The sequence below is a fragment of the Pinibacter aurantiacus genome, from assembly GCF_019130065.1.
Classification (GTDB): Bacteria; Bacteroidota; Bacteroidia; order Chitinophagales; family Chitinophagaceae; genus Pinibacter; species Pinibacter aurantiacus.
In genome coordinates this window covers 245521-260228 of record NZ_JAHSPG010000018.1, presented here as the reverse complement: position 1 = coordinate 260228, position 14708 = coordinate 245521, and the positions used below count along the sequence as shown (strand labels likewise).

At 40.4% G+C, this 14708-nt stretch carries 8 protein-coding genes; 2 read left to right on the top strand and 6 right to left on the bottom strand.

Translation table 11 applies throughout. The features are described 5' to 3' along the window. Positions 1-4 precede the first annotated feature (4 nt). The 4 genes from KTO63_RS24755 to KTO63_RS24740 all read right to left on the bottom strand — a co-directional run bounded on the left by KTO63_RS24755 (position 5) and on the right by KTO63_RS24740 (position 7265). Positions 5-1546, bottom strand: coding sequence for a RagB/SusD family nutrient uptake outer membrane protein (locus tag KTO63_RS24755; protein WP_217794737.1), 1542 nt, complete (start codon positions 1544-1546; stop codon positions 5-7). An 11-nt stretch (positions 1547-1557) separates the two neighbouring features. Continuing rightward, positions 1558-5151 carry a SusC/RagA family TonB-linked outer membrane protein gene (locus KTO63_RS24750; protein ID WP_217794735.1) on the bottom strand — a complete coding sequence of 1198 codons (3594 nt, stop codon included), beginning with the start codon at positions 5149-5151 and terminating at the stop codon, positions 1558-1560. Positions 5152-5374: 223 nt separating this feature from the next. Beyond that, complete coding sequence (locus KTO63_RS24745; protein WP_217794733.1) at positions 5375-6553, bottom strand: FecR family protein; 1179 nt, start codon at positions 6551-6553, stop codon at positions 5375-5377. Between the two features lie 109 nt (positions 6554-6662). Beyond that, the gene (locus KTO63_RS24740; protein WP_217794731.1) at positions 6663-7265 is read right to left on the bottom strand and encodes an RNA polymerase sigma factor; all 603 of its coding nucleotides are present in this window, start codon (positions 7263-7265) and stop codon (positions 6663-6665) included. Positions 7266-7564: 299 nt separating this feature from the next. Between KTO63_RS24740 and KTO63_RS24735 the strand changes: the two genes are divergently transcribed. Next, positions 7565-8116, top strand: coding sequence for a hypothetical protein (locus KTO63_RS24735; RefSeq protein WP_217794729.1), 552 nt, complete (start codon positions 7565-7567; stop codon positions 8114-8116). Positions 8117-8738: 622 nt separating this feature from the next. Next, the gene (locus KTO63_RS24730) at positions 8739-12776 is read left to right on the top strand and encodes a cache domain-containing protein (protein WP_217794728.1); all 4038 of its coding nucleotides are present in this window, start codon (positions 8739-8741) and stop codon (positions 12774-12776) included. Between the two features lie 334 nt (positions 12777-13110). Here the strand turns inward: KTO63_RS24730 and KTO63_RS24725 are convergent, their stop codons facing one another. Together KTO63_RS24725 and KTO63_RS24720 are read right to left on the bottom strand one after the other, a co-directional pair. Then, on the bottom strand, positions 13111-13893 hold the full coding sequence (locus tag KTO63_RS24725) for a rhamnogalacturonan acetylesterase (protein WP_217794726.1): 783 nt from the start codon (positions 13891-13893) through the stop codon (positions 13111-13113). Between the two features lie 8 nt (positions 13894-13901). Further along, entirely contained in the window at positions 13902-14699 is a 798-nt protein-coding gene (locus tag KTO63_RS24720) for a rhamnogalacturonan acetylesterase (RefSeq protein WP_217794724.1), read from the bottom strand. Positions 14700-14708: the final 9 nt, after the last annotated feature.

Sequence of the window (14708 nt, the reverse complement as noted above, 5' to 3'; positions counted from 1 at the left end):
GTTTTTAGTAGGTGTTTTGTTTGATTACTCCGTTGCTGGAAATAATTTCTGTGGTTGGAATAGGTGCGGCCCATCTTCTCGAATCCTTCGGCAGCGTGTAGGTTTGGACAGCTTCTGTTGTCGATACCTTTGAAGCTGTATATGGATAAAATGACTTGGTCATTATAACATCATCGTTCGCGTATTCATTGTTGTTATACCTGCGAATATCAAACCAACGCTGAACAAACGGCATTTCCCTTCTTCTTTCATCGATGACTTTCTTTATAGCATCATCTTTGTCTGTTGCGGTTAAATTAACCCATGAACCGGGAACCATGCGTTTTTCCCTTAGCTTATTCAATGCAGTCATAGCGCCGGTTACATCACCTGTATGTGCTGCTGCCTCGGCAACCGTCAAATACATTTCTGCAACGGTTGGGCCAGACGGAATTCTGTCTTTGAAAAAGAAAACATAGCCGGGGTAACTGTAAGATGGTTTCACTAATCCTCTGTCGTAAGAATAATTCTGCACGACGTTGTATTTGTATCTCAGGTCGTGTGCCTGGTCGTAAAGACTTAATAAGTCCTGGCTTGGCGCATACCACCAACTGCCATGTGACAGCATGCGGAAGTACATGAATTCTTTCCAGCCCAGCATGTCCGTATAATCTACCTGGTTATCGTGCGTATAAGGAAATTGCAGTGTAACAGATTGCTGCTGGGGCGTACCTGAATTGATGATATAGGTATTCGGTCTGCCATTTTTCATTTCTGTATTATAGTCTACCAAACGGCTGTATTCTGCTAACGCTGCTGTGGCATATTGGTTCGCCTTTTTATAGTCACCTCTATTGAGCCAGTAACGTGCTACAAAACCATTCACGGCTGCCTTATTTGCCCTCCAATGTCTCGCTGTTCCATTTTGAACAAGGGGCACTTCTGTTTTTAATGCTTCTGTAAGATCAGCTTCAATCTGGTCGTAAACCTTTGAGAGTGGCTGCCTTTCAGCAGACTCATTAAAGCTGATGGTAAGTTTCAGCGGAAGTCCCGCTTCATTCTTATTTGCATCGGTATAAGGCAGACAAAATGTATTGGCAAGTACCCAATAACTATACGCTCTTATAAAATGTGCATCAGCAGTTAATGCTGCCTTGTCAGCATCGGGACCGGTAACTTTTCCAACATAGTCCAGCACCATGTTTGCATAGAATATCTTTCTGTATTCGTTGGTCCAGAAAGTGTTGGTAAGATCCGGTATGCTAGTAATGTCCCACACGTTGTATTCAACACCTTCCATCGTCCACGCAGAGCTACCGGCGGAATACAAAGTACTGGTGAGGCCAAAATCATCCGTGCTGTAAATGGCGGTTGAGTTGGTCTCTGCAGAAAAAATCGTGGCATAGTTATTAAGCAATGCATTCAATTGATCAGTCGTAGTAACAACGAGTGAAGTTGTTTTAGACGGAGCAACACTTAAAAAATCATCGACCTTCTTACAAGCACCCAAACTAAGAACAGTCGTTATGCCGATAAGCGAAAAGATTTTATATTGAATTGTTTTCATTTTTCTTTTTTTTAAAACTCGCATTTAATACCTACCGTTAATTTTGGCAATGGCTTCATTGTACCCATTGGATATTCCGGGTCTTCTTTTGCATTGTTCCACAATATTGTAGCCAGGTCATTGCCCTGAACATAAGCCTGTATCCTTCCTATGTTCCATGAGGAGAGTAAACTTTTGGGCAGCGAATAAGCAAGGTATATTTCCTGCAAACGTATGTGGGATGCATTTGAGATTTCATAGCTCAAAGAGCGATGGAACCTGTCCCAGAAATAGTAACGTGGCTCATTTGGAGTAGCAGGCAACGTAACAATTTTAGAAGGGTCTCCGTTCATTACTTCAGACACTTTATTGTTAGGCAGCACTCTTCCACCAAAATAAGATGGATAGTTAAATGAAAGCGGTTGGAAAACATATCCAAACTTGCCGGTTAATGTAAAAGAGAAAGTGAAATCTTTAATCTGGAAAGAGTTGATAAACCCTGCAATGTAAGGAGGAACTGATGTACCCATGTTTAACAGGTAATCACGTCCATCACCTGGAGTAAAGGCAAGAAAATTATAAGTGGTTCCTTTTGCTCCCTGCACAGAAGGTTCGCCGCCCACAAATCCTGCATACTGATAACGCCATAATGTATTCGCATCCTGACCAACAACATACGCACCCGTACCGCCGTTGACCAGTGTATAGGCATCGTATTTAGCAACAAACAAATCAGTGATTCTATTCTGGTTGTAAGCAAAAGTCAGGTTACCTCTCCACTTGATGTTCTTACTGATATTGAGAGATGTACCTAACTCAATCTCAATTCCCTTATTTGTCATCGCTGCATTGTTCAACTTTTGGGAAGTTGTACCATTAATCGCAGGAATAGAAAGTTGGGCAATAAGATCTTTTCCGCTCTTTTCATACACATCTATTTTTCCAAACAGCTTACCTCTGAAAAGAGAGTAATCAACGCCAAAATTCCATGTAGCGGTTCTCTCCCATCTAAGTGTAGGATTTCCGAAGCTGGAAACAGAAGCGGTAAAATCTCCTGAATAAACATTGGGTGTTGCACTCGTTGCAATCAACGGGCGGAACGACGTTGAGCGGTCCACGTTTCCGTTATACCCATACGTTGCTCTTACAGCCAGCTGATCGAGCCACTCAATATTCTTCATGAAGTTCTCTCTGTAAATCTGCCATCCAATTCCAACTGACCAAAAAGGCGCATATCGATATTTCGGATCTTCTGTAATCAAATTGGAAGCATCTGTGCGGTAGCTGCCTGACAGCGTGTACTTACGATTGTAGGTATAAGATGCGTTGCCAAAAAGAGAGAAGTATCTTTCTGTGGAAGATGTAAATGAATTGGTGTACGCGAAGGTTTGGTTCGTTCCCAGGAAGTTTTTAATGGGATAAAAAGTTCCTCCCGGCCCATTAACAAACAAGCCAACGCCCAATGTGTTGTCATTGTATCCATAAGAAGTTGGATACGCCATTGTTTTCGTGGAAATATTGTTTATTTCAGCACCACCAATAAAATTGATTTCATGTTTATCAGCAAAAACCCTGTTGAAATTCAACTGGTTTCTCCAGTTATATGAAAAGACTTTCGCCTGGTTTTGGTTCAGGATGCTTCCCTTGGGAAGATTAAGTATAAACGTATTAGGGGTAGCCGTTTGATTCCATGTTGTCGCCTGGTTCACAGAGCTTCTTACATAAAATGTGTTCTCGTTATAAAGCCCTCTGTTAAACGTATTGAACAATTCAATCTGACCTTTAGAGCTGATTGACAAACCTCTCATTATTTTAAACGTCAACCCGGCCTGAACGCGTGTATTCAATTGCTCCGTGCTTATGTCCCTGTTGCGAATTTCCTGGATGGGGTTATAGGTCCAGTCAGTATAAGGAAATTTTGCAGTAGGCACGAGCCTTTGAAGAATTGGTGTGTAATATTGTTGAACGTTAGTCAAACTGCCATCAGGGTTAACCAACATATCATAAGGCGACATTCCTTGAATGGTAGAAAGAGAACCAACATTGGTGATAGGAGCGCCATTGATACCCAGGTTGGTAAGTGCCGTACTGGAAGGTGTTGTAGGCGAGTTAACACCATTGTTTTTTTGATTGGTGTATAAGAACATTCCTGCAAAAGAAAAATCCAACCATTTAGCAAGACTGGCGTCATTCCTGTAATTGATCATGTAACGCCTGTTATAGCTTTCCTTGAAAGGAGATTGATTCTTTTCGTACATCAATGACAAAGCGTTAGACATCCTGTTGGTAGAACCATAGAGATTGACATTAAACTGGGTGCTCACAGGATTGGCCAGTAGATTGTCTTTTATCTGTTGCTTGTTATCTAACTTCTTCAATGCTTCTAACCTTGCATCTCTTTCAGCAGCGGTGATATAGCCCAAATTTGCTTCGTTCAATGCGATGCCCGCCAGCGAATATGCATTGCCAACATCGTTTAACGAATTGGGGTTCGTGGTAATTCTCCAATTGTTGTACGCAAGCTTTTCATATTCGATTGTTTCCGGAGAAGAGGCAAGCGGTCTTACGTAGTCGAGATCTAATTTATTGCTGATCTTCGTAAAAGCATTTACTTCTATTCTGAGAGGCACTCCTCTTTTGGCACCTTTTGTAGTAACAACGATCACACCATTGGCAGAGCGGGCGCCCCAAATGGAAGAGGCAGCCGCATCTTTCAATACAGTAATGCTCTCTACGTTGTTTGGATTAATGGTTGAGAAATCACCCTGCACTGGAAAGCCGTCCACAACGATCAGGGGTTGAGATGTCGTGGGGAAAGGCTGCACATTCGCATATAAACTTGTAAGGCCCCTTAACTGGAAAACAGGATTGCCATTCTCATCCAGTTTTGCCAGCAGGCCCGAGGTTGTTCCTATTAAACGCTGAGCAATATTTGTAGAAGGCTTATCCAGCTGCTCACCGGTTATTACGTTATAGGCACCTGTCGATCTTTCTTTGGAGATCGTTTGAAAACCTGTATTTGCAGATACCGTTACGTCGCCCATAGAAGCGATCTTAGGTTTCAAAGCAATGCTTAATTCTTTCCTGCCGTTTGCAGAAACTTCATATGTTTCCACGTTTACGCCAGTAAAAATGAGAATGGAATTTTCGCTTACCCCTTTCAGTATAAATTCACCTCTTGCGTTTGTAGATACAACTTTATTGCTGCCTTTAACCGTTATGGTAATACCTTCCAGCGGCTCATTGTGCTCATTCAATACCCGGCCCTGGATGTCTATCGGAGGAGGTGCAACAATTTGCAATTGGCTATTTGTGGGCCGCACCAGCAGTGCTTGCTTCGGACTTAACACGATGTATTTGTCCGAAATTTTATAGGCAATCGGCTGGCTCGCAAATAACATTTCCAGCGTCTTCACGAGCGTCTCGTCCTTCACCTCAATATTTATCAGTGCAGATTTTTTAACCAGGTCAAAGTCATAAATAAAACTGTAGCCAGTTTGCTTCTTGATGTCCTGGAATATTTTTTCAATTGGCTTGTTCTTCGCATTTAGCGTAACCATTTGCCCGGTTGACTTTGCCGCGGCATGAAGACAAATTACAAATAGTAAAACAGCAGATAGTTTCATAACCCTTATGATTTTGTGGGTTAATGTGTTTCCATAGTAAATGGAACTACATTTAGCAGTTAATTGCATACCTTCGCAGTGTTTGGTTAATAAAATTGATTTCCGTCGATTTGATTGCCAACATCGCCGCTCTGACCCCCATCAGGGCGGTTTGTTTTATATAGGCATTTCAAAATAATTTATCTCATCGCTAAGAATATTTTTTTATCGCTCAAAACCATTGCTACCACTTCATGATGGTAACTTTATTTCCTTCAATTGAAAACTTAATCTGCTTCGTCATCTCCAAAAGTTTTAGCAGCTCTGAAACCGGCATGTCTCTTTGAATTTCGGCCACGAACGTTTTATTTATAGTGTCTTTATAAACCACCTCGATATCATACCATCTTGCCAACTGATTCATCATCTCTTCTACACTTACCTTGTTAAATTCGAATCGTCCCTCTTTCCATGCCATCACTTCATTCATATCAACAGCATCGGAAATATTGATTGCGCCACCGGCAACTTTGGCCTGCTGGCCGGGTTGCATCAATTTCGAATCTCCGTTTGCATTAACCTTAACGGCACCTTCCAGTAGTGTAGTTTGAATGCTGTGATCGTCATAAGAGTTTACATTGAAATGAGTTCCCAAAACATCTATTGTTTGCGTTCCCACCTTAACCTTAAATGGTTGTTTTGGATTTTTTGCCACTTCGAAATAGGCCTGGCCAGTCACCTCAACAAGCCTTTCACTGCCAGGAAAAACTGTAGGAAAATGAATAGACGACAATGCATCTAACCAGACATCCGTACCATCGGCAAGTTGCAAATGAAACATCTTCCCCTTCTGCGTTGCAATGGTGTTGTAGGCAACCTCAGATGATTTGTTGCCACTAAAAGAAATACTCTCTCCCTGCTTAATCGCTTTGGTCATTCCTTCTATAATCACATCGCCACTGGCAACGGTGTCCAGCATCTTTGTTGAGCCATCGTCCAAAGTAAGTATGACACCTTGTTTTGCCGGAGCAATATCATTTTTGTATCGCTGCTGTTGAGACAATTCAGCCAATTCAGGTGATTGACTTCTTTTGAAAAAAGAGAAATAAGCTGTTGTCCCTATGGCTAAGATGACGACTGCGGCAGCCGTCCATTTCAATTTCGATATTCGACGGCTAATGGACACAACCCTGGCAGTACTATTCTGACCGGTTCTATTTAAGACCTGGCGATAAATACCTTCTGCATCCGGCTCAGGAATGGCGATATTGAAAGGTACACCCTCTAAATTCTCATCAATAAAAGCGGCAAGCTGCAATTGACATTCGGGCAGCTCCAGCAATCGGGCCATTTGCACCATCTCTGGTTGTGTAATGGTCTTGTTGAGATACTTATTCAGCAATTCTGCAAAGTCCTCATTCATAAACAAAAAAATTAGTTCTTTAATTTCTAATGCCTCTTCCTTTATAAAGACGCAGAATTAAAAAACAGGGGTGAGTCTGTTGTTATCTTTTTTTTATTTTTTTGGGGAACTAGTGCGGGCGCAGGTTTCTTACGACAAATAAAAGGAGTATGCAAAGGTCCAATGAATTCTCGGATAGATACTTTCGCAGCGATTTTAAAGCTTGCTTTATATGACTTTTGACTGTTTCGACTGAAATATTCAGCTCTTTCGCTATCTCGTCATGGCTAAGTCCATGAACTCTGCTAAGTGTGTACGTTTTCTTTTGTTGAGTGGGAAAACCCTCAATAGCTTTATGAACAATAGCCATTGACTCTTTCAGAGACAATTGTCGGTCTGGCAAGATGCCGTCGGCTTCTATTGATTCAGCTTCCTGATCTAAATAGCGGTGGAAAATTTTTTTTCGTAGATCGCTTACAATAATATTTCGGGTTACAATAAAAATGTAGCTCTTAATGTCTATTACCTCTGGCAGCTTTTGCCTGGCTGACCAGATTTTAACAAATACCTCCTGCACCATGTCAGAGGCTAGTTCGGAGGATTTTAAATAAATATAGGCCTGGGAAAATATCTGCTTATGGTACTGGTCATAGAGCATCCTGAAAGCGCCTTCATCACCTTCAGAGATCAGAACCAGCAATTCTTTATCAATATGATTTCTTGTGGAAGTCAAGCAGGTAGTTTGTTTAAAAGTAACGAAAATTCATTTTCATTCGTCTTAAATTTTACTCAGTGATACTGTTGAGAAATTTTTCGTCAAACATTTCATTCATGAAGTAGTGTCGTTGTTCTTCCTTCTGCTTTTTACGTTAAAATTATTTATATTATATATCGACATAATTTTTATTGCATAAAGCCGATCCTTTCCCTATCTCCCATTTACCAATTAAAGATGTTTTCATCTGTCCTTGGAAGGCGATTTATTTACTATCGTTCGAGCTAACAAGTTTCAAAAAAATAATTCAGCAAAAAATGATAGTTTTATTGCAACGCATGAAAGTTTATAATAAAATACACTTGCTTGTAGTAATTGTTAGCCTTGTCATTATCGGGGCCTGCAGTTCTAATATTGTTTTACTTAAAGGCAAATATTCAGAAACCCCTGTAGAAATCACTTCGACTAAACAGGTTGACTCAATCTGGTCAACTATTACACAGCTGTTTAACGAAAAGGGCTTAACCATTAAAAAATTAGAAAAAGAGAAAGGGCTTATTGTTTCTACCAAGTCTTCTTCTTTTATTCCAGCTTATACTTTTGAAGACAACGATGGTAAATTAATCGAACCGCAAGCCTGGATAGTTGTCCGCCAGACATTTATAAACGGTAAGAAATGGGTGCCCCATAATGTATTTTGTCAATGGAACATTCAAGTTACTGAAGTTGGAAAAGGGCTAGCAACAATAAAAGTAGACCCCGTTGTAATTTATACCTGGTACCCGAACATGTTCACATCCATGGAAGACCAGGGACAATCAACCGGAAAACTGGAGGAATTACTACTATATTACCTGGGCAATAAATAAAGTCAATGGGCGGCATGTTATCCGGATATTTATCAATGCCATAAACAATTTCATTAGAGGCTGAACTGCAAAGTCGACGGTTATCGAACCGCAGTTCAAACATCCTTCAAGTTTTACAGTAAAGTCTTTTAATTCTCTATATTTTTTTATAGGTTTATACTGTAAATCCCTAAACTTCCTTCCCTTCAGTAAAACTTCCTCATCGTTAACCCTACAGTCTACAGGCATTTTATCAACTGTTGTTTATGTAGAACATAAGTATCATTATGGCTATGTTATTTAATTTCTCGTATTGCAACCAGATCGGCAAAGCCTTTTCTCAGTGAATTAGGTTGGAAATTGTTTAATGGAGAAGATGATAACTAAATGACTTTTAGGTATTGCATGTTTCGGAATCTCATAATATTTTGAAAGTCTTATTTGATCTTTCAAAAGAACATTTTGTTATTATAATTGCCTTGCAAGCCATTTTTACGGGCAGTATTTCAAACAGTGGTGCAGGTTCAATCGATGCGGCATTCTTTTAAACCTTCTTGATATCGACGTTTGAAATACTACTCCTCTCAAATTGATTTATTCTTTTTTATCTTCATTCTCTTCCGTATAATACTCTCTTTTTGTTATGAAACAAACCTTATCCAAAACAAAAAGGCAAATCCCGCTATTTGTATTTTTGTGCATTTTTGCGCTGCTCGCACTAATGTACTATTTCGTGTACATACCCGGTAACGAGCGCAGACTCGATGCAGAACATTTTAAGTGGCTGCAAAACATCGATGAAAATATCAGGAAAAAGATTGGCGAGGCCGATACTTTGCTGGTGGGCTACATGAAGATGTTTGAGTGTGACAAATTAAAAGGCAAAACAAAAATATGGCAACAAAAAGGCGACAATGGCACCATCGTGGGGCGAGTTGTCTCAAACCACGAGGTGGCGCTGAACAAGGGCGTTTATGATAAAAACAAGTATCAGTTAGACACTTTATTTAACAAAGATCAATTCTCCATTGACGCAGACTCTGCAATTAAAAAAATATCTTTCACACTATGTCGAAATAATGTTTGTGTCACTATCAGGTACGATTTTTCTGATTTTGTTAGTCCTCTCCTTCCCTCCGCTATTTTTGACCACTATGTTATTTTTTACAAAGGCGGCTACATCTACGAGGATTTCCATTCCGGACTTAGTTATAAGATTGAAGACTCTTTACTGAGTGATAACAAATCGAAAACCATTGCAAGTTCCACTATTATACAGCAGAAGATTGGCGGCGAAGAATTCAAAATGTTCCTGCAGCCAATTATATTCGGCGATAAAAAACTCATCATAGCGGGGCTCCACTCCTCTGCACGTTTTGATAGCGAAAAGAAGGCCATTCCAGAAGGCCTTGTTTCCATGGCGGTCATCATTGCATTTGCCATGTTCCTCATTATCCCATGGCTACGTATTTTGTTTATGGGAAAATATGACCGGTTGCAATTAAAGAATATTTTTTGGGTCAGTTTGGTTACCAAAGTTTTAATGTCGATCTTCTTTTTAATGTTCTTTGGTTTTCAATCTCCATCTACCGACGCGGGCGTTGAGCAAAGCGCAAGGTTTATTGATAGCACTGTTAGTGCAAATTTTACTGCGGGTGTCGGCAAGGCCAGTAAATTATTGGACAGTTTTATTGCAATTAAAAACGACACTCCGTTTAAGTATTATAAACATATCATCAACTTAGGAAAAAACTCGGCCCAGCACGACGTGGGTACGGCTAATTGTCCATATATTCCAAAATTTGAAAACATAAGCGACAGCGCAAAAGATCGCATAAATTCAATTGAAGGCAGCCTTAAGGCGAGAGACGTAAACTGGTTGTCAAAAGAAGGAGATGTTCTAAATAACTGGACGAATAAACCCTCCAACACCATTCATGCAAATTATAAAGATCGTCGCTATTTTAGGGAAGTCATTAACGACATTAACCTGATCGGTTCGGACTCAACGTTGTTTTCGCTGGATCAGGTAATATCGAGAACCAACGGTGATTTTTGTACGGTAATTTCAAAGCGTACAAAAGATGGTGGTGTTGTAGCAATGGCGTTCGACCTCGCATGCATGAACAAAATGATACTCCCGCTGGGCTACTCTGTTATGATTGTGGATAGTAGTGGCCTTGTTCGATATCATTCCAAATCCGATAAAAATTTAAACGAAAATATTTTTGAAGAACTTTCAAATCTTTCTGATGATGGCCTGAAGAGCAGTCTCAAAGGGCGATTCAAATTCCACTGCAAAGCCACTTACTTTGAAAAGAACTATGATGTATGGATGACTCCTCTAAAGGGCTATCGATACAGCATCTTAGTCATGAGAAACCGTACCTATATTGACAGCCGGGATGTTCAAACATTCTCGTTCTCCATGTCAATGATCTTTTGGTTTTTGATTATTACATTGGTGGATCTTGCAGTAATGATATTTACATCCGCGAGGAGATCTCCGTTTAAGAAACAGTTTTTTGTCACGAGTTGGCTTTGGCCGCGCCGCTCTTCAGAAAAAGAATATATTCACGCCACCATCTACTTTACTATTGTTCTTGTAACGCTGTTATGCATCTACCTCTTTGATGCAACTTCCTTCATATATTTTCTTTTAATTCTAATTCTTACCCTTCCACTATTAACCTTGTTCCTGAACATTCTCTTCTGGGAAAAATACACGACCCAACAAACGAATTATAAAAGATTTAAAAGACGCTGCACAATCGGCTTAATAATTTTAATTGCCATTTACCTGATAGCAGCGATTGCCATTCTAAAAACCGAGGTATGGCGCATATTTCTGTATATACTGTTCCTTACACTGGTTTGGTTAGTTCAGCGGTATTTCCGAAGTACAAAGTTGAAAACTAACAAACAGAATAATGAAGCCAGTTTAGAAAACGGCTCCGACAGATACATCGCCTGGTACACCATTATGCTTTTTACAAGAATGATCATAACCAGCGGAATACCTGCAATGTTTTTTTACACCAGCTCATTCAATTATGAGCAAAACCTAATGGCAAGATTCAAGCAGGTTAGCATGGTTCAGCAATTTGCAAAAAGCCATTTGACACCGGATGAGATAACCAGCGCCCCAAATGTATACAGAGACAATGCCGATATTTCAAAATTCAATACGTCAGGATCAAATCACGAGGACACTTTGCTCGAACGAACAGATGTAATTGCGGCAAAGATTTTCAATTCATGTGGTCGCCTTTTTGGAAACCTGACATTTGAAAATGACGATTTTTACCAAACCAATGCAGATGACGGCTCGCTGAGTTATAACAATATTTTGAGAAAACACGTTGCCAGTACCACATTTATACCACTGTCGTCAAAACCAAATACATACTGGTCCATCGATGCTGATCCGGAAAAAATACTTTATCAATCACCCGGACTTAGACATGATGGCTGGATATTCTGGACAATCTTTCTCGTAATGTTGTCTTCATTCTTTTTTGCCTTGTTGTTTATCATTAAAAAAGTTTTCGGAAAAGATGTTCTTTATATGGCCGCTGTTGACTTATTTGACAGGAAACTGGAAGAAGAGCAAGTAGCTAAAAAGAAAATGATAATTGTTGCTTTAGTCGACGAGTATAAGAAGCATATCGAAAAGCTAAATAGTGAACAGGAACGGAAAGAAAATGCGCCTTATTATTTTGACTTCAAAGTTTTGTGCAAATCCGAGAAGGACGAAGATTTCTATAAAGCATTTAAATCGCATGAACTGGATTTAAAGACCAAAAATTTGAGCAGCCCTTTATATGTTACTAATTTTGAAGACGGCTTTTCAGACTTGTTGTTGGTAAAAAGGAAAGTGTTCTTTCTCGATAAAATACTCCAATTCGAGAGATCCATAATTATACTTACATCAAAACATCCGATTATTATAGCTACAGAAATGCGCGGAATGATAGACAGCAAAGACGCGCCGGTAAAAGATATATTAAGAGATCGAATGGATGCACTATTAGGTAAATTCACAACAGTCGTTCATCCCCTGGAACCCATTAAAGATGCAGACATAAATGATAAAGATGATGTAAAGCGCCACATTGCATGTGAAACCCAATTCACATTCTTCCTTAATGAACTCGGAAAAACAATTTCTGTTGACCCAACAAATCACCCCTATCGTTTATCAGATGCCATTACACTTAAAATACAAGCCATTGCTCATAATTTTTACAAAGTCTTGTGGAACACATTAACCGAAAATGAAAAGTTTGTACTGTATGACCTCGCAGAGGATGGACTGGTGAACACCACAAATAAGTTCAGTTTGAATTTGCTCATTAGCAGAGGTATCATCATTCGGGAAGACGGGGGCTTGCATATATTCAACCGAAGTTTCAGAAACTTTGTTGTTACTGCCATTGGCAAAGAAGAGCTGGAAAAAATAAATCACAAACATGCTCAAAATAGTAGATGGGGCAAACTCAACGGGTTGCTCATCTTCTGCGGTATCGCTGTACTTATCTTCCTGGGTGTTACACAAAACCTGGTATATACCAAAGCGATTGGCGCTCTTACTGGATTAGGAACAGCCGTGGTTGCTATTGTCAACATCCTCAATTCCGTTGGTTCAAAAACAGGCAAAGGCAAATCGGATGCAGCCTAGAAATTCATGCATAAACATTTATGAGTTCGTGCCAACATCATTCTAAAAAAAGGCACGACTTTCGCCGTGCCACCACTTACTATTAGAAACGAGAACCATCGTGATAGGCCATCCATATAGTTGGCCTCAATTATTTAAACAAATCCAGAATTTAAAAATTGGGGTCACCAAGACTAGCAACCCCGGTCAGCGTAATATGATTCGATCATACTCAATCGCTCACCTGCTATAATCTTTATTCTCACTGCCTGCGTTCTGGTTTACAGCTATCCCGTTTTCGGGATTTGCAGCAGAAACTATTTAGGGTTAATCGGGCAGTACATTTTCTAACTTCTTACTTTAGCTGGCGACCAGCAGTGGTTTGGCGCTTAACAATTCTGTCCGCAAGTGGCAGATGTTGTGCCTTGATATCATTCAAAACCATTTGCGCTATAATCCTTGCACCATAGTCATTGAAATGCGTGTTGTCGTGCTGGCCGCGCGGATAGTTCGGATGTTCCGCAGAGTCCAGTTCCATGAATAGCAATTTGGAATCTACACTTCCTAATGTTTGATAGAGGTCGCGACTCTGTCGATCCAGGTCAATTACCGGCACGTTCAGCTGCTTTCCAATTTCAAATACAGCAGCAGTATACTCAGCATGCGTTTCCTGTGCCTGGTCATTTTTGAAAACCCTTCTGCTTACAGGCGTTACCAGTACAGGAAATGCCTGCTTGCTGCGTGTTTCATTTATAAACTTTATAAGGTTCCTTTTATAATCCGGAACCGGCGTATAGCGTGCTGCATATTGCGGTTCTTTCGCTTCATCATTGTGGCCAAATTGTATAAACACATAATCACCCGGCTTCAAACTATCAACGATTGGCTGCCAGCGATTCTCTTCGAGGAATGTGCGTGTACTGCGCCCGCCTCTTGCGCGATTGTCGACAACTATAGAAGAATCAAAATAATTCGCGAAAGGCGTTCCCCAACCGGTTACCGGGTAGCGATCAATAGGTTGATCGCAAACAGTAGAATCACCAATGAGATAAATCTTATTCTTCAACGGCTCCTTTAAAGTGAAGGCCATAAGGCAAACACTAAGTATCAGAGAATATAAATTCTTCTTGTTCCTCATAGTCACAGTTATTTTACTCCCATATTTGATTTAATGACTCTGCTGTCAATCTCCGGCGACAGCTTGCGCAGATCTGCCAAAACAATCTCAGCCATTTTACGTGCACCCATTTCATTAAAATGAGTATCGTCTGCTTTGCCATCAGGATAGTTTGGATTTTCCCCCGGCTGAAGATGATTGTATAACCATTTGGATCGCTCAGGGCCAAAACGCAGAAGCAGCGCCATGCTTTCTTTGTCAAGATCAATCAACAGCACCTTGTTTTCTGCCGCCGTTTCACGAATGATCTGGGCATAACGTGCATGGGTATCCTGAAGGTTTCCGCTGCTATCAAAACTGCGGCGTGTTACCGGCGTAATAAGTACTGGCATCGCCTTTTTGCTTCGCGTCTGTTCAATGTATAAATTGAGATTGCTCCTAAACTCTTTCTCTGTTGTTGCAGCCGCTTTGGTTGGCACTTCGTCATTGTGGCCAAATTGAATCAGCACATAATCATCCGCCTGCAAGCTGTCGGCTATTTGCTTCCAAAGACCGTCCGTCATGAAAGTGCGCGTGCTGCGGCCATTCTGCGCCTTATTGACAATGGAAACGGATGAATCGAAAAAATTCCTGAACCTTGTTCCCCACCCAGTCTTAGGAAATGCTGCCACCTTTTTATCTGCCATTGTAGAATCTCCCGCCAAATAAATCGTGAGTTTCTTTTTTGGTGGAATAAAACTTAAGCCAATACAAGTGAAAAGTAAAAAGTAAAAATTCAAAAGGCCATGATGCAGCCCACCGTGCTTTTTTGAAACCTGTGTTTTCATTTAAAGTGT